The following is a 26,222-nucleotide window of genomic DNA, read 5'->3' as shown; positions in this document are numbered from 1 at the left end:
CCGGCGCGATGCCCCGAAGAATTCCGGACCAGGCGGGAGATTGAAAATTCTCAAATCATCGCACCGGGAGATCGTTCGCATCGCGAAAGACCGTTGGAGGGAATAAATCGCTTTCCGTAGCATCTCCCTTGTCGCGAGGAATCGCTACCGGTCCGATGCCCTCGAACGCATCGACGCCGACATTCTTTAGGGGAGAGATTATGCACGGACTGGACAGACCGATGAACCGCCGCCTCGCTTTGGGCGGACTCGGGCTCGGAAGCCTCGCCGCCGCGCTGCCAGCCTGGGCCGCGGGCTCGGTGAAGCTGCCGCTGCCGGGCGGCCCGGACGAGCGGGCGCTGACCACCGCCTTTCCGGGCAAGGGCGAGATGATTCTGCAGCGTACTCATCCTCCGCTGCTGGAGACGCCGTTTTCGGTGTTCGACGAGGGCGTGTTCACCCCCAACGACCGCTTCTACGTGCGCTGGCACTGGGCCTCGATCCCGACCGAGGTGGATGCCGGCACCTTCCGGCTCAAGGTCCACGGCCACGTGGAAAAGGAACTCTCGCTCTCCCTCGACGCCATCGCCGGCCTGCCGCGCTTCGAGATCGCTGCGGTCAACCAGTGCTCGGGCAATTCGCGCGGGCTGTTCGAGCCGCGAGTGCCCGGCGCGCAATGGGCTAACGGCTCGATGGGCAACGCCAAATGGACCGGCGTACGCCTCAAGGATGTGCTCGAACAGGCCGGGGTGAAGGCCGGTGCCGTGCAGGTGCGCTTCGACGGCCTCGACGCGCCGGTGGTCGACGACGCGCCCGACTTCAAGAAATCGCTCGATCTCGATCACGCAAGCAATGGCGAGGTGATGATCGCCTACGCGATGAATGGCGAGCAATTGCCGTTGCTCAACGGCTTCCCGCTCCGGCTCGTGGTGCCGGGCTGGTACTCGACTTATTGGGTCAAGATGCTGTCCGACATCGAGGTCCTGGACAAGCCCGACGAACAATATTGGATGAAGACCGCCTATCGCATCCCCGATGTGCCGGGCGCTAACATCAAGCCCGGCCAGACCGGCTTCAAGACAGTGCCTATCAACAGGATGGTGCCGCGCTCGTTCGTCACCAATCTGCAGGACGGCGCCAGGGTGGCGGCCGGAACGCCGGTGGCCATCCGCGGCATCGCCTTCGGCGGCGATTGTGGGGTGAAGACGGTCGAGGTCTCTGGAGACGGCGGAGCGACGTGGGTCCCGGCGCAACTCGGGGCGGACGAGGGCCCCTACAGCTTCCGCCGCTTCGACGGCAGCCTGCCGGCGCTGGCTGCCGGGACCCATACGGTCAGGGTCCGCTGCACAAACACCAAGGGCGTCGCGCAAGGCATGGACCGGGTCTGGAACGCCAACGGCTTCATGCAGAACGGCATCGAGACCGTGTCCTTCCAGGCCGCTTGAGGAGAACAGCCATGAACACGATCCGCCCTGCGGCCCTCATCACCGCGCTCATCCTGTCTCCCCTGGTGGCGCTCGCGGCGCCTGCTCCCGAGCCGATGCGCTTCAGCTCGCAATCGATCGAATTTCCGACGTCCGACCGGATCTTTCCGGGCGGGCCGGGAGCCGAGGCGGTCAATAACAATTGCCTCGCCTGCCACTCGGCCGGGATGGTGCTGACCCAGCCCAAGCTCACGAAAGCGCAGTGGACCGAGACCGTGAACAAGATGGTCCACGTCTACAAAGCGCCGGTCGATCAGGCCGATGTGCAGACCATCGTCGACTACCTCACGGCGTTGAAGCCCACGCCCTGAACCCTCGAATCCCGAGGCCGCCGTGCTTTTTTCGCCGGCCTCGGGGAATAGACCGCCCTCGCTGGCATCTCCCTAAGGCGATGCACGGCCTGACCGGTCCCGCACGACGCAATCCGATTTCGAACTCGCCCGCACGGCCGGCCCCAGGCCGCCGAACGAGGGCGCATGCCCGAGAGACACGCTTCATGACTGACGTCCGCACCAGCCTCCGTGCCCTCCTCGCCGGAGCTGCCTTGCTTCTCACCCAGAACCAAACTGGATTCGCCGCCGGCTTCGACGGCGCAATCAAGAACAACGCGCTCGCCTTGAACGCCGCCGGCACGGTCGCCGCGGTGTCGAACAGCGAGGAGAGCGCCGTCATCGTCTACGACGTCGCCAAGGGCACGGTGCTGCGCCGCCTCGACGGCTTCGTCACGCCGCGCAACATCGTGTTCGCGCCGGACGGCGCCCGCTTCTACGTCTCCGACAGCGGCACGGGCCGGATCACGGTCTACGAGACCGGCACCGGCAAGGAGGCCGGCGTTCTGGCCGCGGGCCCCGGTGCGTTCGGCACGGTGCTCTCGGCCGACGGGACAAAGCTCTACGTCAACAACGAGGCCGCGAGCACGCTGACCGTGTTCGACACCAAGACCCTGCTGGCAGACGCCGTGATCCCCGGCTTCGCTCAGCCGCGCCAGGGCGTGAAGCTGTCGCCGGACGGCAAGACCGTGTTCGTGACGAACTTCCTCGGCGACAAGATCACGTTGGTCGACACCGCCACCAACAAGATCACCGGCGAGATCGTCGGGTTCGAAAAGCTGCGCGCCATCTCGATCACCAAGGACGGCAAGACGCTGTTTGCCGCCAACAGCGGCCGCAACACCATCGGCGTGGTCGATGTCGCCGCCCGCAAGGTCACCTCTGAAGTCGCGGTGGGCAAGGACCCCTACGGGGCCGCGCTGACCCCGGACGGGCGCTTCGTCTATTCGGGCAACCTCAAGGACAACTCCTTGTCGGTGATCGACACCGGCAGCCTCAAGGTCGTCGCCACGGTGACCGGGCTGAACGAGCCGCGCCAGGCGATCGCGTTCTCGGCCGACAACGCCCACGCGTACGTCCTCAACCGCGACCTCAGCGTGGCCGTGGTCGACCGCGCGAAGAACGCGGTGGTTTCGACGATGAAGCCGTGAAGCTTCGCGCGCCGGGTGCCTTTCGGCGCCCGGCGCGTTCTCGATCTCGACACGTCGCGAACGCAGGACAAAGACCCCATGCTCGGCCTGTTCCAGCGCAAGGACCGCCTCATCGTCCACGGAAAGGCGCCCTACAACGCAGAGCCGCCGCTCGATCGCCTGCGGGCCGCCTTCCTGACTGATCAAGCCGACTTCTACGTCCGCAGCCACGGCGACATCCCGGACCTCGACGCCGACGGCTACCGCCTGACCGTCGACGGAATGGTCGCGACGCCCCTCGACCTCTCCCTCGCCGATCTCAAAGAACGCTTCGCGCCCGTCACCGTCACGGCGGTGATGCAATGCGCCGGCAACCGCCGGGCCGACATGCTGGCCGTGGCGCCGGTCTCCGGCGACCCGTGGGCGCCCGGTGCCATCGGTAATGCGGAATGGACCGGCGTGCGGCTTGCCGACGTGCTGCGCGCGGCCGGCATCGATGCGGATGATGAGCGCCACGTCGCCTTCGAGAGCCACGACCGGATCGCGGACACGGACACGCGCTTCGGTGCCTCGATCCCGCTCGCCAAGGCGCTGGCCCCCGAGACGCTGCTCGCTTTCGCGATGAACGGCGAGCCTCTCGCCCCCGAGCACGGCCATCCGTTGCGCGTGGTCGTTCCAGGATTTGCCGGTATCCGCAGCGCGAAGTGGCTCGCCCGCATCTCGGTTCAGGACCGGCCTTCCGACAACCCGATGCAGGCCGACGACTACAAGCTGTTTCCGCCCAACGTGACGGCCGAGACCGCCGACCCGGCCCACGGCATCACCATCGAGGCGATGCCGTTGAACAGCGCGATCTGCGAGCCCGCCCGCGGCGCGGCGTTGAAGGCCGGCCGGCACGCGATCCGCGGCTACGCCATCGCCAGCGACCGCGCGGTCGCCCGCGTCGACGTTTCGACGGATGGCGGCCGCAGCTGGGCGCAGGCCCGGATCGAGCGCGACGCCGACGCGCCCTACGCCTGGACGTTCTGGGAGATTGAACGCGAGCTGACCGCCGGCGAGCACGAGCTCGCGGTGCGGGCCTGGGATTCCGCCGGCCAGACCCAGCCGGCCGCCCCCGACGACACCTGGAACTACAAGGGCTACCTCAGCGCCGCCTGGCACCGGGTGCGAGTGACGGTGGCCTGACCCTCACGCCCAGAGCAGGGCGGTGGCCGCGAGGCCGGAGATCGCGATCAGCAGGGCCGCAATCCCGACGGTGAGGAGGCGCGGCATCATCGGGATCTCGGAATGGGCGAGCCGTGCCCGGATCGCCCGGTCACGCCACACGGCGCCGGCGAATGAGGCGAGTGCACAGGCGATCAGGGTCAGCGACAGCACCTTCAGCGGCCAAACCGCCAGAACCTCCCGCAGGAAGCGCTGCGCGGCGAGGCCGACGCCGAGGAACGCGAGCCCGGTGCGAAGCCACGCCACGAAGGTGCGTTCGGCCGCCAGAACCGTCCGATCCTCGGCGAGCCTCACCCGGGGATCGTCGGGGGGCACGGGTTTCGCGGGCTCGCTCATCCGGCATTCGCTGCCGCGATCAGGTCGAGAAGCGCGTCGGCGGCCCGGCTGCGGTAGCGCTCCTTGTGGCGCAGCACCCGGAATGGCCGGCTCGGTAAGTCGAACGCCGCCCGCACCAGGGTCCCGGCCCGAAGTGCTGCGGCGACCACGGTCTCGGACAGTACGGCGGCCCCGCCCCCGGCCTCGACGGCAGCGCGGACCGCCTCGTTCGAGGGCAGTTCGAGCGTGACCCGAAGCTGGGCGGCTGCGAGGCCGGCCGCACTCAGGGCCGCCTCGAAGGCCGAGCGGGTTCCCGATCCAGCCTCGCGCAGCACCCAATCGACCCCGGCGAGGTTTTCGGGTTCGAGGTCGGTCGCCCCGGCGAAGGCATGGCCAGGGGCGACCACGAGGACCAGTTGGTCCTGCGCGATGGTCGTACTCGCGAGCGTCGGGTCGTTCAGCGCCCCCTCGACAAAGCCGAGTTCGGCCTGCCCCGCGCGCACCGCGTCGGCGGCGTCGGTGGTGTTGCCCACCGCCAACCGGATGGCGATCTCAGGGTAGGCCCGGCGGAAGGCGACGAGGTGGCGCGGCAGCCAGTCGCTGGCGATGGTCTGGCTGGCATAGAGGGCCAGCGTCCCGCGTCGCATGCCACTGAGGTCGGCGAGCACCAGTTCGGCAGCCTCGGCCCGGGCGAGCACGGCGCGGGCCTCGACGAGGAACACGCGTCCCGCCTCGGTCAGCTCGATCCCGCGGCCGACCCGGTGAAACAGCTTGGTGGCGTGCCGCCCCTCGATGTTGGCGATCGCCGTGCTGACCGCCGACTGCACGAGGTTCAGCGCCTCGGCGGCTCGGGTCATGTGCTGCCGCTCCGCCACGGCCACGAAGATGCGGAGTTGGTCGAGAGTCATGGTTGCCGCGGCGGAACCGGCAATCCACGGACCTGCGCGTCTACCGCCTGCGCGACGGTCAACAGCCGCGCCTCGTCGGTGCGACCCGTGACGACGTAGGACATGCCGCCATCGACCCAGGAGAAGGCAGCGACATCGCCCTCGCGGGCGAAGCGGAACACCGTGCGGCCATTCGCATCGCCCACGCGGCTGTAGAGCGTCAGCCGCGTGCCGTGATCGTCATCGTACATCAGCATCGCGGCGGATTCAGAACCCGCCGGTAGCAGCCGGCCGCCCATCAGGCGGAAGCCGTAGGCCGTGAGGTCGGGGGTGGTCACCGCCCGGCCGAGGCGCTTCGAGAGCCACGTCACGAGGTGCGGCTTCTCGTCGGCGCGCACCTCCACCGGATGCACCGCCTCGACCACGTAGGTGCGGAAGGCCGCCACTGCATCGTCGGTCGCCGGCTCGGTTCGCGCGAGCGTGACCGTGGGTACCTGCCGCGCGGCATGGCCGAACCAGCCGGCGGCACCGCCGACCGCGAGGCAGAGCACGGCCGCAGCCGCGACCGGAAGCCAGCGCCCGGTTATTGGGCGATGTCGCGAGCGGATGTTGGCCACCCGGAGCCGCGCCGGGATCGCCTCCTCGGCGATCGGCGCGAGGCGGGCACGCAAGCGCTCACGCAGGGCGCGATCCGCCGAGATCTCGGCCGCCCGCGCGGGGTTTCCCCTGAGCCATGCCTCGACCAGCGCCTGCCGCTCCGGTTCGAGACGACCGTCGATCAGGCCGTGCAGGTCGTCCTCGCCGATCGGGCGCGGATCCCCGCTCATTTCACCCTCCTCAACAAGCCGGTTCGGCCCGTTTCCAGAAAACTTCGCATCCGCTCCCGGGCTCGGCTTAACCGCGACATCACCGTGCCGAGCGGTACTCCGAGCACCTGCGCCGCTTCCGCATAAGACAGATCCTCGACTGCGACGAGCAGCAGCACCGAACGCTGCTCCTCGGGCAGCGCGTCGAGCCCGGTGAGCACGTCGCGTGCCCCCATAGCGGTCTCGGGGTCGGCACCCGGATCAGGCACCTGCTCCAAAGCCTCAGCGCCGACATCGATGCCGCGCCGGCCCCGGCGTCGAACAGTGCCGAGGAACAGGTTGCGCTCGATCGTGAACAGCCAGGCTCGCAGGTCGCCATCGCGGCGACGTCCGGACCAGGCGGACAACGCCCGCTCCAAAGTGTCCTGGACGAGGTCGTCCGCCGCCTCGCGGTCCCGCAACAGCGCAACGGCGTAGCGCCGCAAGGCCGGGATCTGCGGTTCGATGAGGGCGGCGATCTCGTCCACGAGGCTTTACCGATTAGGGCTTGGCGATGTGCCATGCACCGTTGAGGAATCCGTCGCCGGTGATGTCGCCGGGCTTCGTATCCTTGGCGAAGGTGTAAAGCGGCTTGCCCTTATAGGCCCACTGCATCGTGCCGTCGTCCCGCGTCACCATCGTCCAGTCGCCACTAGCAGCCGAGCCGGAGGCCGCCATCAGTGCCGGCCAGTTGGCGGCGCAGGGGCCGTTGCACATCGACTTGCCGCCCATGTCCTTGTCGAAGGTGTAGAGGGTCATGCTCTTGGCATCGACGAGCGCCGGCCCCTTGGCAGTCTCGGCGGTCATTGCAGGCGCAGCGGCCTGGGCGGCGACGGCGGAGAAGGCGAAGGCCGCAAAGGCGGCGCGGATCAGCATGGTGCGCATGAGTGAGGTCTCCGGCGGTCGACCATGACCGCATTGGGAGAGATGCCGAACGGGCGCGTCTATTCCACTGACATTTGGAAAAGATCGATCACATCGGCAGGGCCGCGAATTCGTCCCCGGCCAGGGAATAAAATCGTTTCCCCGGCATCTCTCCCCTCGACAACGAACAGGGAGGACGGCTCATGCGCGGAGCATTGGGATTTGCGCTCACGGCCGCCGTGATCGCCGGCGGCCTCGTCGGCGGCCGGATGATGATGCCCCCGATGCTGGCCGCTGCCGAGCCGCCGGCCGTCGTCTCCGCGTCCTTCGACGCGATGATGGCGCAGTCGATGACGCGGATGCATGCCGACATGATGGTCCCGCCCTCGGGCGATCCGGACCGCGACTTCGCCGCGATGATGATCCCGCACCACGAGGGCGCGATCGCGATGGCCCAGGCGGAGCTGCTCTACGGCAAGGATCCGGTCCTGCGCCGCCTCGCGCAGGGGATCATCGTCGAACAGGGCCAGGAGATCGCGGTGATGCGCCGGGCGCTCGCCGATCTCCCTCCCGCGCCGGATTCGTCCGCCGCAGCCGCCCACCTTCACCACCATGGCACGGCCCCTGCCGCCGAGATGCCTTCGGAGATCTGCCGATGAAGACCGCCCTCACCCTCCTTGCGCTCGCGCTGCTCTCGGGCTCGGCTCTCGCCGGGCAGGCCCCGGGCGCAGCCTCCGCACCGGACGTGCCGGTCAGCGGCAGGGACCGGTTCTACACCTCGGACCAGTTCTCCAACACGGTCTCGGTGGTCGATCCCGCCGCCAACGTCCTGCTCGGCGTGATCCGGCTCGGCGACCCGACGCCGATGAACCTGAGCCCGCTCTATCGCGGCCAGCTCCTCGTCCACGGCATGGGCTTCTCGCCCGACCACAGGACGCTGCTCGCGGTCTCGATCGGTTCGAACTCCGTGAGCTTCATCGACACGGCGACCAACACGGTCCGCCACACGGCCTATGTCGGCCGCGCGCCGCACGAGGCCTTCTTCACGCCGGACGGCCGGGAGGCCTGGGTGAGCGTGCGCGGCGAGGACTACATCGCCGTACTCGATGCCGCGACCGCCAAGGAGACGCGCCGGATCACCGTGCCGAACGGGCCCGGCATGACGATCTTCTCGCCGGACGGCGCCTACGGCTATGTCTGCTCCAGCTTCAGCCCCGAGACGGTAGTGATCGACACGAAGACCCACACCATCGTCGGGCGCGTGAAGCAGGAGAGCCCGTTCTGCCCCGACATCGCCGCGACACCGGACGGCAAGCAGGTGTGGTTGACCCTCAAGGATGTCGGCCGGACCCAGGTGTTCTCTGCGACGCCGCCCTTCGCGCCGCTGAAGACCATCGAGACCGGGCCGATCACCAACCACGTCAACATCGTCTCGACCAAGGCCGGCCAGTTCGCCTACGTGACGATCGGCGGCCTGAACCAGGTCAAGGTGTTCCGCACCGACGACTTCACCCAGGTCGCCACCATCCCGACCGGCGCCCTGCCGCACGGGCTCTGGCCCTCGGGCGACGGCAGCCGCGTCTATGTCGGCCTAGAGAACGCCGACAAGGCGGCGGTGATCGACACCGCATCGAACACCGTGATCGCCGAGGTTCCGATCGGCCAGGGGCCGCAGGGCGTGGCCTACGTCCCGAACGCCGTGCCGGAGGGGGACGGAAAGCAGAACCTCCAGCCGCTGGGCGCAGCCGGCAAGACCAGCGCGCTGACGCTCGCAGGCACCGATGGCAAGCCGGCGACGCAGGTGACCCTGTTCGACCAGGGCGTGCTGCAGACCCTGCAGGCCGCGGTCACGGGACTGGCGCCGAAGACGCCGTTCGTCCTGGCGCTCGCCGCCGATCCGAAGGGGGCCGCCGGCCTGGAGCCGCTCGCCGCCTTCATGACCAACCCGGCCGGCGCGGCCATCGTCAACGCGATCGGCCCGATCCGCCAGATCACCCGCACGGATGCCGGCGCGAGCCGGCGCTACCTCGTGGTGGTCTCGGGCAAGCCCGGTGAACTCGGCGGCGTCGTCCAGATGCAGACTGTGGATTGAACGGGCGGCCTCACGAGCGCGGGAAGCGGGAATCCGAGAGCATGCGTTCGCAGCGCGCGTCCGGCTGCAACGTCTTGTGTGGATGGCTCCCACATTGCAAGGGGCGAATTGAGGTTCTGACGCGTTGGTCGGGTGCAGTCTTGTGTCCGGCCTATTGATGCAGTCGTTCATGTGACCGCTGGCCCTGATGGTATCCGCGAGCTGGGTCCCACTCTGCTTTGCGGGCTATGACGCCCTGGACGTTCGGCGGGGTGTCCCGGCTCCCGGTCTGACCGGTTCGCCATCAACTCTCATCGTCCTCGCAACCTGGAAAAATCTCCTTGCCGTGCTGTCAGGCGGCCGTGGCCGCTGGTGCGCGGTAGGTGCCGCCGCGGGTCATGATCGCCCAGGCGACCCGCGCCGTGCGATTGGCCGCCGCAACAGTCACTACGCGCACCGGCTTGCGCTGCAGCAGCGCCGGCAGCCGCGGGTCGACCGAAGTCGGCGTCGCCTTCGCGCGCCGGACCAGAGAGGTCATGCCGACCACGAGCAGGCGGCGCAGGTAGCGATCGCCCATGCGTGAGATACGGCCCAGGCGCTCCTTGCCGCCGCTGCAGTTCTGCAGCGGTGTCAGCCCCAACGAGGCGGCGAACTGTCGACCGTTGCGGAAGCGCTCGGGCTCGCTCACCGAAGCGGCCAGCGCGGTCGCCGAGACGATGCCGACACCCGGAATCGTCGCCAGGCGCTGCGACAGGTCGCTGTCCCGATGCCAAGCCAACAACTCCTTCTCCAGCCGGGTGAGCTGGATCTGCACGGCGCCGATCTGATCGGCCAGCCCGGTCACCACCCGCTGGGCCAGGGGTGGCACCTCGGCCGCGTCTCCGGCCGAGAGCCGGGCCGCCAGTTCGAGCGCATGGCGCAGGCCCCGCGCCATCTCGATCCCGAACTCGGCGAGCAGGCCGCGGATCATGTTCACCAACTGCGTGCGTTGCTTGACCAGCAGGTCGCGCGTCCGGTGCAGCGCCAGCGCCGCCTGCTGCTCGGTCGACTTCACCGGCACGAACCGCATGCTCGGGCGCGTCACCGCCTCGCAGATGGCGGCGGCATCGTTCGCATCGGTCTTACCGCGCTTCACATACGGCTTCACGTAAGCGGGCGGCATCAGCTGCACGTCATGGCCGAGCCTGATGAGTTCCCGGGCCCAGTGGTGGGACGTTCCGCACGCCTCCATGCCGACCAGACAGGGCGGCAGCTTGGCGAAGAACGGCACGACCTGCGCCCGCCTCAGCGCCTTGCGAACGACGACCTGCCCAGCTGCATCGACGGCGTGAACCTGGAAGATGCTCTTGGCCAGATCGATGCCGACGGTGATGATCTCCATGGGGATGGCTCCTACATCTGCGTCGCTGCTGCTTCGACAGCAACCACATCTTGGCACCGAGATGCCGTCAGTCGGAGCGGGAGCCATCCACCCCATCTGCTTTCGAGGCCGCCGTTAGATTGCTCCTATGACCTAGTTGGGTCGCGAGCGGAACGTCCGCTTCAGGGTGGAGGGTCCGTTTCCCAGCCTTCGCGGAGCGCCCGATCGGCACAGGGTGTCAGGCCTTCACGGCCTGACGCGGCTCTGCCTTTTGTCTGTCCAGTGCGAAGCTGAGGCTGGAGCGAGGTCGGGAGCCTGACTTCGGCATGTTGCCGCCCTCGGGGGCGGTCGTATATGAGCCAGAACAGGTCGATGTCCTCGGCTATTCCGTCCCTTAGCGAGACTGGAAGAAGACCGTCCCGCGAGGCCGACCTGCTATCCGAAGACTACAGCGCGCAGAGGAGATAAAGGGGGCGCGTAGCGCCGCTGGCGCTTGCCCCTTTGCCGGAAACGGTGTGTAGGCAATCGTCGAGGCTGCGCAGCTCTTCGGTCGCGCCGTGCACCAGATGGCGCTGCCCGGGCAGGCGGCGGTCCGGATGACGGAGGCAGCCGGCCGGAAGGCCTGGACGATCGCCGCCTTCTTGAAGAGCGTGGAGGCCAAACAGATCGTCGTCGGCCCGGAGGCGCTCGTCGAGGTCGGAAGCTCGATGCTCGATCTGCCGACTCTCTATCGGATCTTATGGGCGATGCCGGAGAACGGCCATTTTCTGTTGATCAGCGACCCGGGGCAACTTCCACCGATCGGGTCTGGGCTAACGCTCCATGCACTGAAACGAAACCCCGCGATCCCGAAGGTCGAGCTGCATCCGACTCGGTGACGAGCGACTGCCTCCAGAATTCCCGTCGTCGCCGCAGCCATCCGAGAAGGCGGGTTTCCCGAACTCCCTGCCTTCGATGGCGAGACAAGCGGCGTGTCCTTCTTGGAGTCCGGGTCTGATCGGGTCGCTGGCCAGATCATCGACGTCGTTGCCGAACTCGGCGGCATCGGAGCGGTAAGCATCCTCAGCCTAGGACCAGCAAGGCGTTGATCGAGAGACGTGCGAGGAGCTTCATCGCTTTGGCTCTGGGATGGAGTTCATCCGTAGACCATGGCCTGAAAGTTTTAAGGAATGACCCTATAGCAGCTATGGTGCTCAAAAATTATAGTATCGAAATATGGACAACAAGCATCCGTTCTGGGTGCTCGATGAGCAAGCTGAGCTTCACCGCAAAACTCTACGCAGGTTCGACCTTGGTCGGCTTCATCCCGTCGAAGTGGTCCGATCAGGCAGTGTACGCTTGCGCGCGTCGGTTTCGTAGCCCGAACTGAAGTCAACGATGCCGCCGACGTCCGCAGAGCCAGCCCTTACGGCATGCCGTTGGTACGGAGATCCCCGTCCCGGACGTGACGACTGGTAGGCTTGCGCGCCGGTTTGGCCGAACCCGGAAGAAGCAGCCTGAGAGCCGATGTTATTTATTCTGGCTGAGGATCGTACCACCAGCCGACATCGGACCGTAGTTCGTTTCGGTGCTTTCCAGCTTGGTCCGGCGAAGCTGACGTAGATCGGATCCCTTTTCCGGATCCTTCGGTACGTTGCCCCCGATGTTCATTCCGACTGTCATACAGGCAAATGCCGCCAGTTTTACGTCGAAGCGATGTTTCAGCTAGGCGAGGAATCAAGGTGTACCTGCGGAAACGGCGCAAGAATTCATCCGAGCGAGTTGTCCTTTTTTGGTGGATCGCGCTTCGACCTGCCTGCATAGGCGAAGCCAGGATGGCGTGCTCTCGGTGCTGCGCCGCTGATCGAGATGGATGAGAATGACAAACGGATCGAAGCGGCAGCAGCGGCGCGGCGATTGGATCGTCGGGGAAAAATTGGGTTCCGGTGGGAACGCTGACGTCTGGCAGGTGCAGCATCATGAGAGCGGATCCGTCGCGGCTATGAAGATCTTGCGAGATCTGGGAGTCGAGCCTTACGGACGATTCCGAAACGAGATCGCTGCGCTTGCTAGGTTGGGTGAGCTCGACGGCATCATCCCGATGATCGACAAGCATCTCCCGGTAGAACCTGGCGACAAGCCTTGGTATGTCATGCCATTGGCCGATAATGCCGAAACGCTTCTTCAGGGAAAAGACAGCAAGGCGATCGTCCAATATTTCGCCCAACTAGGCGACACACTGATCCAGCTACATGCCCGTGGGATGGCGCATAGGGATATCAAACCTCAAAATATTCTAGCCTATCAAAGTAGACTCTGCATCTCCGATTTCGGTTTGGTGAAGTATCCCGACCTCACCCCCATCACCCCGGCAAGGCGTGATGTCGGTGCCAAGTTCACGATGGCCCCGGAGATGCGGAGAGAAGCTGCGGCGGCCGACGGATTGGCAGCTGACGTCTTCTCGTTTGCTAAGACCCTATGGATCTTCCTCACCGGACAGGATCTTGGATTTGATGGAACCTACCTGCCTTCATCCAACATCGGGCTCAGGAACTACATAAATGAACAGTATACAACCGTGCTAGACGATGTGTTAACTAAGTGTACACAACACGATCCGGCATCTCGTCCGTCGATCGCGGATGCCGTTCGCGGACTACGGGAATGGGTCAATATCATCGACGATTTTCTATTGCGGAATGCGAAGGAATGGCAGGAGTTCGCGAGGCGCTTTTTCCCTATCAGGACACCATCCGAAGCAACCTGGACCGATATCGACGCGATCGTCGATGTCTTGGACATGGTCGCCAAAGTACCCAGCTTGAACCATATGTTCCTGCCTAGCGGCGGCGGCTTCACGGTCACGGGCGCACGTCGTGCTCCGGAAGCCGGTTTCATCGAGCTCGATGTGGATTCGGTCCTACTGTTGAAGCCTCGGAAAGTCACCTTCGTATCGTTCGCTCTGGATACGAAGTGGGACTACCTCCGGCTGGAAGCCGAAATCGTCGCTCCGACCGGCCACTACAAGATGGAGGAAGACGACCTGGTGGAATACCTATCGGAGCTGGGTCCGGCTCGCTACGCGCACCCCGACGTTTGGGAGTACCGTCACGAGAGCGAACGCAAGCTCCCGCCGGGCTCGAGGGGTGTTACCCGGTATCTGGGCGGCAGTTTCGTATTCTTCAGCACTGCATCTCCTTACAATCAGGACCCCTCGACGTACGATGCTTGACATCATAAGTTGTCCGAGCAGGATTTTAGGGCATACCTACATCGCAATGCTCTGCGCTCGACACATTGATCGAAGTCGCGCGCCGCGCCACGGAACGCAATCCAGCGTCCTGGGCCAACCAGCTGCCGCTTTGGATCCATTCGTTTTTATCACGGCACTTAAGCACGGACTCTTCCGGGCCTCATATCCACTGCTACCGGACCCGACCGGGTGAATCGAACTAGAAAATTGACCTCGCTGCCAACTGTCAGATCGTGCCAGTCGTCCGGCGTTGCATGATCCTGGCGGCCGTAGATATCCTTCGGGTAGGCGGCACACCGGATGAAGAGGTAGCCGATCTCCTGTTTGCGGACCGTCCCCCCGTAGCGTCCGAGCTTCTCGGATACCTGAGACGCACGCGAGGGGATCATCGATCGCCACCCGTCCGGGGCGCGTCTTTCGATGTCGGCGAACAGGTCAGACGCTTCCGCCGCATGCCCCTGGAGGAACAGGAACTGGCCATGGAGGTGTCGCGACTCGAAATTGTTGTCACCTTTGCCGTAGCTGCGGGACAGATGCCCGCCGACCAGGTTGTGATCACCCGCCGTGGCCAGCAACAGCTTGGCAGTCGCTAGGTGCAGCTGCTTGTCGTCCGGGGCTCGATCGAGTGCTTTGGCGAGGATCCCGGCTGCCTTCGCATTCTCCTCTCTCGCTGCGTAGGCGTTCGCTAGTCGTATGGCTACGCCGGCTCCCTTGGCGCCGAGGGCGAAAGCACGTTCGAGGGCACGGAGAGCTTTGGCAGGCCGCTCGAGAACCTCGTGCAGGCGGGATTCGATCTGCTGCAGTTCGGCGCTCTCCGGCGAGATCTGGCGCGACCGCGCAAGTTGATCCTCAGCCGCCTTCACCTGTCCGGCGAAATAGGCGACTGCGTGCTCCTCGCTGTCGTCGTCGATGTCCTCGCCCAGGTTCTGCACTTCATCGATCAGTAGCTTGCAACGGCTGGTCAGGGCGACCGGGTCCTTCGAGTTCATCTCGTCGAGGCGTTCGCGCGCCTGCCGCCGGAATTGCTCGCGAAGGACGATCGAGCCTTCGGCTGCGGCGCGGCGGCGGGCCACCTCCGCCTGCGTGTGGATGATGGACTGCGATTTCGGGGAGATCTCCCTCGCCTGCCGTACGAGATCCTCGGCTTCCGCGAGCGAACCGTGCCGATGATGCATCTCGAAGATGGCCCAGTGCTGCAGAATATGCGCATGGGCGGGGACGGCCGTCACGGCCGCCCGATATAGGGCGCGTCCGGCTTCGACGTCGGTGAGATCCTCGCTGAGCGTACGTCCCCTGACGATGTCCTGAAGAACCTGATTGTCCGTCGTGTAGCTCGGATCGAGCCCGGCTATGATGCGCGTCAGTTGCGCGACTTTCTCCTCGTCGGTTGCGCAGGCGCCTCTGAACACGAACTGGGCTACCCGGGAATGGCGGGCCCTGTACTGATAGTCCCCCGTATAAGGGTCCTGCAGCGTGGTGACGACGTTCTCCAGAGGAGCGAAGAAGTTTCGCTGATAGTCTTCGAAGCGGATCCCTGAGATGCGGGATATGGTGCCCGCCCGTACGGGTACCGCGAACTGATTCATCGTTGCGATGTCGAGGTAGAGGCGCTGCGCCAGCCCCGGCACGATGCGGCGGTACTCCTCGAGGACGATGTCTTCGAATTGCTTGCCCTGAGTGGCCTCGTGCAGGGCGACGAGCAGCTGACGCTCCGCACGCTGCTGAAACGCCTGCACCTGCTCTGGCCGGGTCAATCCCGCGAGAATTCCGAGAGACCCGTGCCGCGTAAGGAGGTCCAGCAACCGATCGATCTCGCCGGTCGAAAGGTTCGTAACCCGTAGTTCGACGGGGGCGAACGCCTTGAGTGGATCGCAGTACACGTTCCAATCGGTGTCGCGCTCGGCAGCGATCACGGTGAGAGGCACCTTCCGTCCCCTGGCCATCCGCAACACGGCAGCGACGCGTTCGGCGTGGAGCGCGACCCGATCGACGAAGAGGAAGACACGCTTCCCCGTCAGCTCATGCAGTTCGACAAGGCGCTCGCCGGTCAGTGCGCCTACTCTTTCGAACCAGAGTGCCAGTGCGTCGCATGCGGTCGCCGCATCCCACGCAGCTCGCTTGAGGGCGATGGTCTTTCCGGAGCCCCCTGGGCCACGCAGTACGAACAAGCGCACATGCGTGGAATCCCCCGGCTCCTCCATGACGGCCTTCAGAACGAGGTCGCCGGTCAGCCGCCGCTCGACATCGAGCCGTTGCACGATCGCACCCCAGCCCGTGTCGAGCCCCTCGTAGAACTTCCGAGGGTCCTGTCGAGGATGGGGCAGATCTGCGTAGAGGTAGGTAAAATCCCGCTCGAGGGACATCTTCAACTGAGGCGTCTCAAAGGCATTTACGCGGTACAGACGCCGGATCGGCAGTTCCTTGACGTCCGCAGCTACCGAGAGCGAGCGGAACAGGGGTTCCACCGCGCCGTCGAGTGCCCCAACGAATTCGCCGAAGCGGGCGTCGATCACGCCAACGTTCATACTGGCCCAATAGGCGACCTCGTGCTCGGTCATACCCGGCACCACGAGGTAGTAACGCGGGCGGTTGCCAAGTCCGACGAACCGATGGACGAGCTTTCGGATATGCGCGTCCGCCATCCGGTAGCCGCAGAACACGATCGGACTTTCGCGTGCCTTGTCCTCGAGGCGCCGGAACAGCCGTTCGCGACCCTCCAGGTAGCGGTCGTAGTGCTCGTGGGAAAGGATCGGGGGCAGCTTCGGATCGTGAAGCTGCTCGAGGCATCCATGCAGCTTGAGGAACTCGACCGGACGGGCGACCGCCTGCATCCGCTCTTCGACCGACTCGGTATCGCGGACGAACGTCACGAGATCCTGCAGACGGTTGGGTGTGCCCGCGTAGGCGCGCTCGACGAGGAAGTCGTAGTTCGTGGTTGCGATGCCCCGCCAGCGGAAGGTTGCGAGCTGCTTGTGGGCGTCCGACGGTTCGAAGCCAGCGAGGATCGTTCGAAGGTGCTCGAAGACGACACCGTTCCCATGAGCCTGGATCGCCATTTCGGCGACGGACATGAGGTCGTAGCCCTCCATGGTAGACGCGAAGAATCGGGTCGCCAGCCCGGCTCGCAGCTGTTCGCCCGAGGGAGCACCGGCCTCCATCGAAGCGCCGGCACCCAGGAAGAGGATCACACGTTGCTGTTGCATCGACGCGATCAAGGCGGCGGGAATATCGACCTTCTTGCGCGAGCCCTTTCTGGCCATGATTGCGTCCCTGGGACGCGGGCTTGCGTCGAAATCGAGGATCGCCCGCACCTTCCGCCCTGACAAGCTCCGTCCACCGTCATGGATCTTCGCCGAAGTGGAGGATCGGCGAAATTTTCGACGGCGCGGCGATGGGAACGGCCATGTCGGTGACCGATCTGCTCGCCTTCCCGTCAGGACGTGGCGCTGCCCTTCTTCTGTCGTCGCGTCGGATGGGTCATGGCCTCCAGTTCCAGGAGCCTGTCGAGTTCCGCTGCGGTGAGTAGCCCTTCCTCCAGCACGAGATCGGCAACGACGCGGTTCTCCTTCAACGCTCGCTGGGCCACCCGGGAGCTGGCCTCGTAGCCGAGCGTCGGCGCCAGCGCGGTCACCATGGCATCATGAGCGCGATCACTGCCCATTGAGCATATCGCGGCCTCGGTTCGTATGGAGGCGCCGTCCTCCTTCAGCCTTTCCGCAGACGTACGGCGCCGGATGCTGGACGATCGGTCCTTTCTCCGCCCGGAGGTGCTGGAACCCTGTTCCGCGGAGGTGGCAGGCACGGCGGGTCGTCGTACGCCTCACCGCAGGCAAGGTTCCGCTTCGCCAGGGCCGGCTCACTGACGCGCCCGGCGATCGCGTAGACGGCGTCGCCCGCCGGACCTTCGCCGCGGGATGTCTATGGATCCATATCCATCTGCCGCAAGGCTTCGAATTCGGCGCGCCGCCGCACGATCTCCGCAAGGCCGCGTATGACGGACTCGCGGTCGCCACCCACGACTTCACAAAGGTCGTCTATCGCCTCGTGAAGCGGTCGGAGGTCGCCGATTTCCGGCTCGTCGGGGGGAAGTGCGAACATCAGAGGCCCTTCCCTGAAACATCGGAGCTCCGTGGATTGGGAATTCCACCACGGAGGTCGATCCCGACCATGAGTGCGTCGATTTCGGTACCTGCCAGGTAGCCGGCGGCGTCCAGCGCGGACGCGATGATCTCGACCTGCGCCCATCGTTCCGTGAGAACTTTGCGAGCCCGCTCGGCGGCTGCGGACAGCCGGGCGGCGACCGGCTCAAGCAAACCTTTCACGAGAAGGAGGTCGCTGGTCGTTGCGGCGACGTGGATCGGTCCGAAACTGCCGAGTCCGAACCGCAGTTCGATGTCGCATGCGACCGCGGTCGCCTTGGCCAAATCGCAGGTCGGTCCGAATCCGACGCCGATGGAACCGTTGACGAAGGCGATCTCCTCCGCGACGCGACCAGCCAAGGCGAGCTCAATCACGGCCTCGAGCTGTAGAAGTGTCGCATCGCCGTCGATCGCGTGGTCCAAGACGAGCTCGCCGCCGTTGTCGTGGAGCGAGGCGTCGACGATGCATCCGAGACCGGTTGCGCGGCCGACGACCGCGTGACCGGCCTCGTGAATCGCAATCCGACGCCGAGCAGGCCCGGGCAGCGGCAAGCGGCCTTGCCGTATCTCAGCGAAGACATCCTCGAAGGTCATCTCGCGACCTGCACGTCGCGCGGCTCCCCGGGCGCGGCGTACGAAAGCTTCGACGTCGGCACCTGTCGAACCCCGGGCTGCGAGTGCCAATGGCATCGGCGACATCTCGGGAAGCGTGTCCGAACCAAGGTGATGACGGAAGATTCCGGCGAGCGTCGTTGCATCCGGTTTTTCGATCGCAATCTCCCGATCCAGGCGCCCTGCCCTTCTGACGGCAGGATCGATGCGGTCGGGATGATTCGTCGCCGCGACGACGACCACGCCGGGTCGATCCTCGATCCCTGCCAGATGCTCTAGGAGGCAGTTCACAACCTGCGTCCAGTACTGGACGTGCTCGCCTCGGATCGTCGCGCGGTCCGCGATCCCGTCGATCTCGTCGATGAAGAGGATGGAGGGTGCAAGGGCGCGGGCACGGGCGAACGCGTTGCGGATCGCCCTCAGGGTACCGCTCAAGTAGTCGGCGCTGTTCCAGTCCGCGACCGATGTCGACACCAGAGGTACGCGGGCGGTCTTCGCCAGGGCCCGGGCAAAGGAAGTCTTACCCACGCCAGGTGGCCCCGAGAGAAGCAGGCCCCGATTATCGATCTGGGCCCATGCCAAGCTTCCGCATCTGTACTCCTGCAGATCGGCAGCGAGCGCGACGCCCCAGTCCTTGGCCGCCCCATAGCCGTGCAGTTCCTCCAATCCGGGTCCGGCGTCGAGATAGTCGGCCTTTTCCGCCAGCACCTTGGCGATCGCGTCGATGCACGCGTCGGGCGAGGTCATGGTTCGCAGGGCGACCGGGAGATCCGCGATGTCGAGCGTACGCAGCAGATCCGGATCGATTCCGCGCGTGGGTCGACTGCCCACGACCGCCTCGATCACGAGGTCGAGTCCATGCTGATCCAAGGTCGGTAACGCGAGCCGATGATCTGCCGCTCGGAGAAGATCGCGCGGCAACTGTCGGTTCGGATCGGGTGCGATGCCGACCAGCGGACCCCGTGCGTGCAGAGCGCGACCAACGATATCATTGCCGATATCCACGCGATGATCCTTGCCGGCCCCATCGCGAACGAAAAGTCCGACATCCCGGTTTCGGAATACCGTCGACCTCGACTGAGCGAGGTCCTGCGCCCTCCTGTCGGGTCCGAAGGCGCATGCTTCCAGGATTGCTCGCGCCGGCTCGACGAACTCGGGAACGTGCGTCGCCAGGACGACGACGGGGGCCTCGCGGCGCAGACGCCGCAGCAGACCGGGTTCGGCCTCGATGGCTCGGGCGACGAGGACTGCGACAGCGGCTAAATCCGCCGGGATGGGGACGTGCGCGATTTGCCGGTCGACCTCGTCGAGCGCGATGAGCCGCTCGACCGGATCGTCCCCGTCGTACGGGACTGCGAACCCCGCCTCGGCGATCTCCCTCCCGTATGAGACATCCAATTTGAGACGCACGCGCTCTTCGTGCGCGAGTTGTTTCAGGAATGCGGCGGCGAGTTGATCGGATGGGGCCACGACGGGCTGAAGCCGATCAAGCTCGCCCGGGTGCGCACATGTATCGAGCATTGGGGATCTCCCGCGGCCATGGCTTCGCACGGCCGTCAGCATGAAGGCTGTTCTGGACGCTGCGACGCGGTTGGCCCGATGACATCGGAACACTCGACTGGCGTCGGCCTCAGGAGATCGCCTGCTTCATAGGCGATGACGGACGCTAGAACGAAAAGGGAACGAATGAAAGACGTCCATAGCTGTTCCGTCGGCTTGCCTGTGGATGGTGCCGACGACGTATCGATGGCACGTCACGCTCACCGGTGCCCCGGGAGGCGGAAGTCCAGTCAACTGGTAACCGTCTGCGACCCGTACAGAGAGCGTCGGAAGGGCCCCCGGGACGTGGCTACGTCACGATCCGGGGTTGCCCGCCGGGATCGAGATCTTGCCGTTCCAGCTATCGATCCGCAGATCGAAGCGACCCCCGTCCATCCATCGTACGCAAGGATCGCGATCGTAGAATGCTCCTCGGTCCGCCAGGGGCGCGGGTGCGTCTCGTATGATGTCGTCGATGGCGCGCACCGCCTCCCCTCTCCTCAGCATGGTCGCCGAAAGCGTCTCGCCTTCGGCGGGTCCTCCTCCGTGGACTTCGATTTTCGTTCGGTCTCCGGCTCGTGTCCTTCGATTGGCCGCATGGATGAACTCGGACAGCAGCACTCCGTCCGAGCCGGCGGCATCGAACCGAAGCAAGCCTACGATCCTCCGATCGAGATTCGTAAACGTCACGACGATGCAGCTACGCACCCCTAACGTTTCGATCTCGATCTGCCTCTCGTCGCGGGATGCGAAGGCATACCGACCCTTGTAGACCCTGATGCCGAAACCGACGAAGCCACGATCCGCCTGTGCGGATGCCTGCGCCGCGTCCGCTGACGCACTACCTGCCGCGTCGTCGATCTGGGCACGTCTGATCAAGCTGGTGTCCGACGGCAGGGAATCGGAGATCTCGAGCCGTCGAACCCGGAAGATATGGTATGGCCGCGGCTCGCGGACGATGGGGGATTTTTTCCCGAACCCCATGGATCGAAACACCCCAGACCGGTCGCTGCAAAAGCCTCGTCATTCCTTCGATAAGGAGTTGATGGTCTACAACGTGTTACACATCGCGATCCGGGATACGGTTCCTTCAGTGCGCAACAGGTCGGCCGACGACTCATGAACGGATCGGAGTTCAAGCACAGGCTGCGGATCCTGGGACGCACGCAGAGTGGTTTTGCTGCGGAGATTGGCGTTACCGAGAGAACGATTCACAACTGGACAAGTAAAGGTCCGCCCGCCGAGATCTGCTACCTAATTGATACGATGACGAGCCTGGAGATGCCGTTCGGCCCTGAGGTCAAAGGGGAGCGTGATCTCACCGGAGAGAAGGCGTTCACGCGTGCGGCCACCAAGGTCATGAACGAGCTGGCGGAGCGGGCAGACCGTATGGGAGCCGGACATGAATTCGTGGATGCGGTGCGACTTTGGATCGACCAGGCGATGAATGGTGCCCGGTCCGAGCCCGGCGACTGATGCGTCGGCTGCTCGCGTCGAGGTCGCCTCCGATGAAACGGCGTCGATCATCGAATCCTTAAACGTCGGTGTAAGTGCGCAACGGACGACCGCGCGTTCACCGATATCCTCCGCTCCCACGCCAAATGGCACAACCGGAAAATATTTCCTGTTTTGAAAGGCTTCCGTCGGTACGCTGGATCACCTGAGTTCCGGGCCGACGACGACGACCCACCGACACCAGGACGGAGTGACATGAGTATCCACTTTCGAAACGATCGCCTATGGCTGGGTCCAGGGCGACCGATCGAGCAGAGTGAAGGTCGATCGAAATGCAGGTCGAAACCATAGAAACCGACGTTCGACGCTATTTGAATCGAACGGTCCACCAGCCTGGATTCGTTTCGTTCAAGACGGCCCGCCCCATCCCGTATGCATCCAGATGGCATCGCGATCTGCTCATACAGGTCACGTTGGATCCGACCGTCGACGAGATCGACCATGAGGATCCTTCGTCGGAAGGCGACGATCTACTAAACCTTCGTCTGATGTCGGGCGGGACGGCAATCCACGTAACCGCGCTTCGTGATACGGAAGGCATGCCGCATCGTCCAGTTCCACACGGCAGGGTTCTCCTGCGGAGATCCGTCGTAATGGCCGAGCCCCGGGCATTAGATGCCCGCGCCGTATGGGCAACGCGTAGGTTGCCGGTTCAGATCGGCGACCGTCTGCGGATACTCCTGGCCGTCGGCGACGGACGGCAGCACAGCATCTCCGATCTGGTGCCGAACATCCGAGATCGCGGATACGATCCGTTCGAGGCCATCCTCTCCCTCGTCTGCAGAGGGGATCTCGCGATCGATCTGCGCGACGGTCTGCACCCGGACGCCCGCATCGCCGGATCGAAGCACCGAAGCCCTGCGCGACCACCGTCCCGGATGGCCTGATGCGGCGTTTAAGGGGGCTTGCGCGACGTTAACCAAAGCGGGAGGAGTCGCCAGACTCCATTTGCCAACGTCCGCCTCACCTGGCACAGGTGGTCAACGGCCGATTTCCTTCGGAGGCGCTCAGACCATGCGCCGCGGTCGACCCTGAGGTCCCAGCACACCTGAGCATTCTCCGAAGCTCAGGCGAGGCAAAAGCCGCATCGTCGGCCAGGACCACGTAGCCTGATGGCACCCCGATCATAGCAACCGACGCCCCATACCTGGGGCTGGGTCACTCGCGCCTGTCGAACGCGTAGCATCGCTGCGAATTCTTCCAGGGTGGTGAGGAACAGACTGTTGGATGTGCACGGCCCTGGCAGGCCGCGCACATCCAAGAGTACCCAGAGGATCTGCGGCCCGCCAGCTGACAACTGCGCCGAGAGATCCCGCCAGCGGGGCAACCGAGGGTCACGAACAGGCTTGCCGCCTGGGCGACCGCCGAGTCTTGTCCGCGTTGCGGACCATTTCGGTATCTCACCTTCGGACTCCCCTCGCAATACGCAATGCGGGCCCGCCGGGCTCGCGTCGAGGCTTTCGGCCGCGCTGGTTAACGCGCGCCAGGCATAGGAGCACGAACGTGAAGATCAGGCCTTCGGCCACGAAAGTCGAACCGACCTGGGAGCACCCCGCCGATCGAGAGCCCCGGAGGGCGAGTCGGCATGCGGAACTTGAAACCGCGCTCCTCGACCTGCCGCCATACCTCGGCGCCTTTGCGCCGGCGTACTGGGACGACCCCAAGGAAAGCCTCGCAACCCGTCATGTCGCGCCTCGGTCGAGGGGGTCGGCCCGCGCGACCCTCCCGATCACCTCCGGGGGCGACTACCGTATCATCAGCGTCGAAAGTGGCCTCGAATACAATTGGGCCATCGTAATCGATGGACTGCTTCGTCCGGACTACATGGTCGAACAGCCTGAAGCGATCACTTTCTTCGATGCAGACGGCATCGAGCGCAAGCATACGTTCGACTTTTATATCAGAACCACCACTTCAAGACGGATCTACATCCAGGTCAAACCCCTCGTGTTCGTTGAGCGTGGCTTATGGGAAGCGACGATGGACTTGATCGCGTCGCAGTTGCGCAACGATCAGGCGGACGAGGTCATGCTGCTGACCGAGTCGGACCTTCACCCGGACATGATCGCGAACGCGAAGCTTCTCCGTTACGTGCGCCGTTGTCCTCCGCTTGCCGCCGAAGACGTGGTCCTCGATCTTTTGGCAGGTCCCAGAGCAACGTGGACGATCGATGAACTCGTCGCCGCGAGCGGTCTCGGCGGCGTAGCCTTCGTCGCCACCCTACGCCTGATCGATCGTCGTTGCATCGTCGTCTTCGACGAGGGTCGTATCGGCTACGGCAGTCGCGTTTTCCTCGCCGCCGGCTCGTCCGAACATTCGCAGGGATTGAACTGATGGCCGCCCGCAATCCGCTCGCTGCGATTACCCCGATCGACGATGGTGCCCGTATCCACGCTTGGGGCGAGGTATGGCGGCTCGTCAAAACTACGGCGCAGGGCCACAAACTGAGGCAGGTCCACGACCCGCGCGTGACAAAGATATTCTCCCATACGGATTTCAACGCAGAAACTCTCAATTCTACGTATAGGTACGAAGCTGATTATTTTCGGCCTCGTAGTGTGGTGGAGCGCGCACGAAGGAACCAAATTTCCATCTCGGATTTGCCAGTTAAGGAACAGGACAATGTCGGTTTCAAAATACGTTGCATCACTGAATTTTATAGTTTGTATTATAGCAAAAAAGTCTCCCGTACTGCGAAAGGATACAATCAAGCTGCCGCGTTTATATCCACCAAGTTCGGCCTTCTGAAGCGGAAGCCTAACTGCGATGTCAACGATCCATCTCCGCCCGCGATCAAGCGGGGCTGCCGCAGCAACGTCGACGCGGCGTTGAACGGCAGTGTCCTGCAGCGCTGGATCGAGACACTGGAGGCGGCCGACTGGGATCTCGTCGAGCTTAGAGACGGTCGATACAGATCCGGAAATCGAAACCGTCGCTTCAGTACTGAAACGTACAAGCTTATGGAGGAATTCTCATATCGGTATTGTAGGCCGCATTGCCCGACAAGGGAGATAGTTTATGGCGAGTTCTCGGTTGCTTTCAAGGCTCTCAGCGAACGTTTTCGCGACGAAGGCCGACCTCTCGATCATCAGCCTTCCTTCTCCCGTTTCTGTCTGGAGATCGCAGAACTCGACAAATGGGTGGTCGATTGCGGGCGTCTCGGACAGAAAGCCGCCTATGAAAAACGCAAGTTGATCGGCTCAGGCTTAGGTGTCGTCTACGCCCTCGAGCGGGTGGAGATGGACTATTATCAGGTCGACATACATACTTTACTCGTAGATACCGCGGTTTGGGAAAGCCTATCCCCCAAGCTTCGTTCGCAGATCGAGAGAAGTCGCTGGTATCTCTGCGTCGCGATCGACGTTGCTTCTCGTTGCATCCTCGGAATGAAACTTGCGCAAACCGAGAGCTCGCAGGTCGCGCTCGAGACGCTCCGTATGGTCTTCTGCGACAAGACCAACATTGGTCGCGCGGCGGGCGCTCTCAGTCCCTGGGATCAGCGCGGTTCGCCGATGCTGGTTGCGACCGATCAGGGGTCGGCCTTCGTCAACTCATGGTTTCACTTCCGTACGACTTCGCTGCTCACCGACGTCTTCAACCCGCCGGCCGCCCAGCCGCAGCTAAGGGCGTTCATCGAGCGGTTCTTCAGGACCGTTTTGGAAGGTTTGTTGAAAAGGTTCGAAGGAAACACCCGCGGAAGCATCGAAGCACTCGGTGACTATCCCGCCCAACTCCGGGCAGTACTCACTATCCAACAGTTCTCACAGCTGCTGGTCCGCTGGTGCGTTGATATCTACCACAATAAAGAACACGACGGCCTGGGAGGTGAGACGCCGCGCGATGCTTGGATACGACTGACCAAGATGCTGCCGCCCATGCCGGTTCCGGATCCGTGCCGGATGCGGGTCAGCTTCGGGATCGATTTGACGCGGTCCACTCGGATGACGGGCATCAGCATCCTGGGTTTAGATTACAGTTCCGAGGAACTTCAGGCTTGGTGCCGTCACAACGGCGACACCGAGGCGGAGGTGAAGGTCGATCCGCACAATCTGGGTGCGATCTCGGTCCGCCTCGATCCGAACAGTGTGGGCTTCATCACGGTCCCGTGCAGGACGCGCTTTATGGAGGGGCGCAGACTGGACGACTGGATCCATGCCTCAGAAGAACTTTCCCGCAGGTACGACGACGTCGCACGGATGCGTCTACCGATCATCCTGAAGACGATCGAAGAGATCGAGAGAACTCATCGTAGCGCTGTGGAAATCGCAGATCTCAAAGGCGTCGCATACGACTCGGATTTGATAAGGTACCACGAGGGCAAACTCAGCATCGGTTTCTCAATCCCCGCATCCGAGGATTGTCCGGGGTTCGCTTCTGCGATGCCCAACGGTTCCCCGCCGCAGTCATCCCGGGCCGGAACACTGCCATCGACCATCGCGCTGGTGGGGAGCCGCAGCTTCGCGGTCGGACCTTCGCGCGTCGTCACCGGATCCTCGCCCCTCTCGTCGATGCGCTCGACGTCCGCGGCCGATGATCCGGCCTTCGACCAGTCGGTTGCGGCCCTACCTGTAGATCCCGGCGTACCGGAGCGTTCGGACGTACCAGAGGCCGAAAAAGTTCCGAGCGCGACCGGCCCCGATGCAACCGAGCCCAGCGGCTCTCGCCGTAGGCGTACTGCCGTGAAACTGGAGAAGTGA

22 protein-coding genes and 1 pseudogene are annotated in these 26,222 nt (G+C 64.3%); 12 read left to right on the top strand and 11 right to left on the bottom strand.

Features of this window, described 5'->3' with window-relative positions:
* Positions 1-200 precede the first annotated feature (200 nt).
* The 4 genes from ACXJY8_RS02660 to ACXJY8_RS02645 all read left to right on the top strand — a co-directional run bounded on the left by ACXJY8_RS02660 (position 201) and on the right by ACXJY8_RS02645 (position 4,107).
* Entirely contained in the window at positions 201-1,424 is a 1,224-nt protein-coding gene (locus tag ACXJY8_RS02660; protein ID WP_463775962.1) for a molybdopterin-dependent oxidoreductase, read from the top strand.
* 11 nt (positions 1,425-1,435) lie between these two features.
* Positions 1,436-1,774 carry a c-type cytochrome gene (locus ACXJY8_RS02655; protein WP_463775961.1) on the top strand — a complete coding sequence of 113 codons (339 nt, stop codon included), beginning with the start codon at positions 1,436-1,438 and terminating at the stop codon, positions 1,772-1,774.
* Between the two features lie 185 nt (positions 1,775-1,959).
* Positions 1,960-2,943, top strand: coding sequence for a beta-propeller fold lactonase family protein (locus ACXJY8_RS02650; RefSeq protein ID WP_463775960.1), 984 nt, complete (start codon positions 1,960-1,962; stop codon positions 2,941-2,943).
* Between the two features lie 78 nt (positions 2,944-3,021).
* Positions 3,022-4,107, top strand: coding sequence for a molybdopterin-dependent oxidoreductase (locus tag ACXJY8_RS02645; RefSeq protein WP_463775959.1), 1,086 nt, complete (start codon positions 3,022-3,024; stop codon positions 4,105-4,107).
* 3 nt (positions 4,108-4,110) lie between these two features.
* Here ACXJY8_RS02645 and ACXJY8_RS02640 read toward each other — a convergent pair whose 3' ends face one another.
* Genes ACXJY8_RS02640 through ACXJY8_RS02620 form a run of 5 tightly spaced genes read right to left on the bottom strand, consistent with a single transcriptional unit; the run spans position 4,111 to position 7,078 of the window.
* Positions 4,111-4,482: a YidH family protein gene (locus ACXJY8_RS02640; protein WP_238227849.1), complete on the bottom strand. Its 372-nt coding sequence runs from the start codon at positions 4,480-4,482 to the stop codon at positions 4,111-4,113.
* The gene (locus ACXJY8_RS02635) at positions 4,479-5,369 is read right to left on the bottom strand and encodes a LysR family transcriptional regulator (RefSeq protein WP_463775958.1); all 891 of its coding nucleotides are present in this window, start codon (positions 5,367-5,369) and stop codon (positions 4,479-4,481) included. The genes ACXJY8_RS02640 and ACXJY8_RS02635 overlap by 4 nt, the downstream gene beginning before the upstream one ends.
* Positions 5,366-6,175 (bottom strand): anti-sigma factor family protein, encoded by an 810-nt coding sequence (locus ACXJY8_RS02630; protein ID WP_463775957.1) that lies wholly within the window; start codon positions 6,173-6,175, stop codon positions 5,366-5,368. Before ACXJY8_RS02630 ends, ACXJY8_RS02635 begins: the two co-directional genes overlap by 4 nt.
* Positions 6,172-6,681 carry an RNA polymerase sigma factor gene (locus ACXJY8_RS02625; RefSeq protein ID WP_463775956.1) on the bottom strand — a complete coding sequence of 170 codons (510 nt, stop codon included), beginning with the start codon at positions 6,679-6,681 and terminating at the stop codon, positions 6,172-6,174. Before ACXJY8_RS02625 ends, ACXJY8_RS02630 begins: the two co-directional genes overlap by 4 nt.
* Positions 6,682-6,694: 13 nt before the next feature.
* Positions 6,695-7,078, bottom strand: a complete 384-nt coding sequence (locus ACXJY8_RS02620; protein WP_292499047.1) for a COG4315 family predicted lipoprotein — start codon at positions 7,076-7,078, stop codon at positions 6,695-6,697.
* Between the two features lie 182 nt (positions 7,079-7,260).
* On the opposite strand from ACXJY8_RS02620, the gene copM reads away from it, so the two are divergent.
* Positions 7,261-7,716: a CopM family metallochaperone gene (gene copM / locus ACXJY8_RS02615; RefSeq protein WP_463775955.1), complete on the top strand. Its 456-nt coding sequence runs from the start codon at positions 7,261-7,263 to the stop codon at positions 7,714-7,716.
* Entirely contained in the window at positions 7,713-9,149 is a 1,437-nt protein-coding gene (locus tag ACXJY8_RS02610; protein WP_055958914.1) for a YncE family protein, read from the top strand. The genes copM and ACXJY8_RS02610 overlap by 4 nt, the downstream gene beginning before the upstream one ends.
* A 331-nt stretch (positions 9,150-9,480) precedes the next feature.
* Here ACXJY8_RS02610 and ACXJY8_RS02605 read toward each other — a convergent pair whose 3' ends face one another.
* A complete protein-coding gene (locus ACXJY8_RS02605; RefSeq protein WP_463775954.1) occupies positions 9,481-10,509 on the bottom strand; it encodes an IS110 family RNA-guided transposase in 1,029 nt (342 codons plus the stop codon).
* A gap of 503 nt (positions 10,510-11,012) precedes the next feature.
* On the opposite strand from ACXJY8_RS02605, the gene ACXJY8_RS02600 reads away from it, so the two are divergent.
* Positions 11,013-11,366, top strand: coding sequence for an AAA family ATPase (locus ACXJY8_RS02600; RefSeq protein WP_463780309.1), 354 nt, complete (start codon positions 11,013-11,015; stop codon positions 11,364-11,366).
* Between the two features lie 980 nt (positions 11,367-12,346).
* Complete coding sequence (locus ACXJY8_RS02595; protein WP_463775953.1) at positions 12,347-13,699, top strand: serine/threonine protein kinase; 1,353 nt, start codon at positions 12,347-12,349, stop codon at positions 13,697-13,699.
* A 158-nt stretch (positions 13,700-13,857) separates the two neighbouring features.
* On the opposite strand, the gene ACXJY8_RS02590 is transcribed toward ACXJY8_RS02595, so the two are convergent.
* The 5 genes and pseudogenes from ACXJY8_RS02590 to ACXJY8_RS02570 all read right to left on the bottom strand — a co-directional run bounded on the left by ACXJY8_RS02590 (position 13,858) and on the right by ACXJY8_RS02570 (position 20,889).
* The gene (locus ACXJY8_RS02590) at positions 13,858-16,980 is read right to left on the bottom strand and encodes a P-loop NTPase (protein WP_463775952.1); all 3,123 of its coding nucleotides are present in this window, start codon (positions 16,978-16,980) and stop codon (positions 13,858-13,860) included.
* 173 nt (positions 16,981-17,153) lie between these two features.
* Positions 17,154-17,354, bottom strand: a pseudogene (locus tag ACXJY8_RS02585) (aspartate ammonia-lyase); the annotation flags it as partial.
* 284 nt (positions 17,355-17,638) lie between these two features.
* A complete protein-coding gene (locus ACXJY8_RS02580) occupies positions 17,639-17,818 on the bottom strand; it encodes a hypothetical protein (RefSeq protein ID WP_463775951.1) in 180 nt (59 codons plus the stop codon).
* Positions 17,818-19,992 carry an AAA family ATPase gene (locus tag ACXJY8_RS02575; RefSeq protein ID WP_463775950.1) on the bottom strand — a complete coding sequence of 725 codons (2,175 nt, stop codon included), beginning with the start codon at positions 19,990-19,992 and terminating at the stop codon, positions 17,818-17,820. Before ACXJY8_RS02575 ends, ACXJY8_RS02580 begins: the two co-directional genes overlap by 1 nt.
* A 333-nt stretch (positions 19,993-20,325) precedes the next feature.
* Positions 20,326-20,889 (bottom strand): hypothetical protein, encoded by a 564-nt coding sequence (locus tag ACXJY8_RS02570; RefSeq protein WP_463775949.1) that lies wholly within the window; start codon positions 20,887-20,889, stop codon positions 20,326-20,328.
* A 240-nt stretch (positions 20,890-21,129) separates the two neighbouring features.
* On the opposite strand from ACXJY8_RS02570, the gene ACXJY8_RS02565 reads away from it, so the two are divergent.
* The 4 genes from ACXJY8_RS02565 to ACXJY8_RS02550 all read left to right on the top strand — a co-directional run bounded on the left by ACXJY8_RS02565 (position 21,130) and on the right by ACXJY8_RS02550 (position 26,222).
* Positions 21,130-21,486: a helix-turn-helix domain-containing protein gene (locus tag ACXJY8_RS02565; protein WP_463775948.1), complete on the top strand. Its 357-nt coding sequence runs from the start codon at positions 21,130-21,132 to the stop codon at positions 21,484-21,486.
* Between the two features lie 311 nt (positions 21,487-21,797).
* A complete protein-coding gene (locus tag ACXJY8_RS02560; protein WP_463775947.1) occupies positions 21,798-22,412 on the top strand; it encodes a hypothetical protein in 615 nt (204 codons plus the stop codon).
* Positions 22,413-23,028: 616 nt separating this feature from the next.
* On the top strand, positions 23,029-23,859 hold the full coding sequence (locus ACXJY8_RS02555) for a hypothetical protein (RefSeq protein ID WP_463775946.1): 831 nt from the start codon (positions 23,029-23,031) through the stop codon (positions 23,857-23,859).
* On the top strand, positions 23,859-26,222 hold the full coding sequence (locus ACXJY8_RS02550; RefSeq protein WP_463775945.1) for a TnsB C-terminal domain-containing protein: 2,364 nt from the start codon (positions 23,859-23,861) through the stop codon (positions 26,220-26,222). The genes ACXJY8_RS02555 and ACXJY8_RS02550 overlap by 1 nt, the downstream gene beginning before the upstream one ends.

The sequence above is a fragment of the Methylobacterium sp. TK31 genome (genome assembly GCF_055361545.1).
This window is presented reverse-complemented; position numbering and strand designations above follow the sequence as displayed.

What these genes read in the sequence shown, in the direction of transcription:
- ACXJY8_RS02575 (WP_463775950.1), bottom strand. Translation starts at nt 19,992, where the DNA reads ATGCTCGATACATGTGCGCACCCGGGCGAGCTTGATCGGCTTCAGCCC.
- ACXJY8_RS02660 (WP_463775962.1), top strand. Translation starts at nt 201, where the DNA reads ATGCACGGACTGGACAGACCGATGAACCGCCGCCTCGCTTTGGGCGGA.
- copM (WP_463775955.1), top strand. Translation starts at nt 7,261, where the DNA reads ATGCGCGGAGCATTGGGATTTGCGCTCACGGCCGCCGTGATCGCCGGC.
- ACXJY8_RS02645 (WP_463775959.1), top strand. Translation starts at nt 3,022, where the DNA reads ATGCTCGGCCTGTTCCAGCGCAAGGACCGCCTCATCGTCCACGGAAAG.
- ACXJY8_RS02610 (WP_055958914.1), top strand. Translation starts at nt 7,713, where the DNA reads ATGAAGACCGCCCTCACCCTCCTTGCGCTCGCGCTGCTCTCGGGCTCG.
- ACXJY8_RS02605 (WP_463775954.1), bottom strand. Translation starts at nt 10,509, where the DNA reads ATGGAGATCATCACCGTCGGCATCGATCTGGCCAAGAGCATCTTCCAG.
- ACXJY8_RS02655 (WP_463775961.1), top strand. Translation starts at nt 1,436, where the DNA reads ATGAACACGATCCGCCCTGCGGCCCTCATCACCGCGCTCATCCTGTCT.
- ACXJY8_RS02590 (WP_463775952.1), bottom strand. Translation starts at nt 16,980, where the DNA reads ATGGCCAGAAAGGGCTCGCGCAAGAAGGTCGATATTCCCGCCGCCTTG.
- ACXJY8_RS02595 (WP_463775953.1), top strand. Translation starts at nt 12,347, where the DNA reads ATGACAAACGGATCGAAGCGGCAGCAGCGGCGCGGCGATTGGATCGTC.
- ACXJY8_RS02560 (WP_463775947.1), top strand. Translation starts at nt 21,798, where the DNA reads ATGCAGGTCGAAACCATAGAAACCGACGTTCGACGCTATTTGAATCGA.
- ACXJY8_RS02580 (WP_463775951.1), bottom strand. Translation starts at nt 17,818, where the DNA reads ATGTTCGCACTTCCCCCCGACGAGCCGGAAATCGGCGACCTCCGACCG.
- ACXJY8_RS02635 (WP_463775958.1), bottom strand. Translation starts at nt 5,369, where the DNA reads ATGACTCTCGACCAACTCCGCATCTTCGTGGCCGTGGCGGAGCGGCAG.
- ACXJY8_RS02565 (WP_463775948.1), top strand. Translation starts at nt 21,130, where the DNA reads ATGAACGGATCGGAGTTCAAGCACAGGCTGCGGATCCTGGGACGCACG.
- ACXJY8_RS02620 (WP_292499047.1), bottom strand. Translation starts at nt 7,078, where the DNA reads ATGCGCACCATGCTGATCCGCGCCGCCTTTGCGGCCTTCGCCTTCTCC.
- ACXJY8_RS02640 (WP_238227849.1), bottom strand. Translation starts at nt 4,482, where the DNA reads ATGAGCGAGCCCGCGAAACCCGTGCCCCCCGACGATCCCCGGGTGAGG.
- ACXJY8_RS02650 (WP_463775960.1), top strand. Translation starts at nt 1,960, where the DNA reads ATGACTGACGTCCGCACCAGCCTCCGTGCCCTCCTCGCCGGAGCTGCC.
- ACXJY8_RS02630 (WP_463775957.1), bottom strand. Translation starts at nt 6,175, where the DNA reads ATGAGCGGGGATCCGCGCCCGATCGGCGAGGACGACCTGCACGGCCTG.
- ACXJY8_RS02550 (WP_463775945.1), top strand. Translation starts at nt 23,859, where the DNA reads ATGGCCGCCCGCAATCCGCTCGCTGCGATTACCCCGATCGACGATGGT.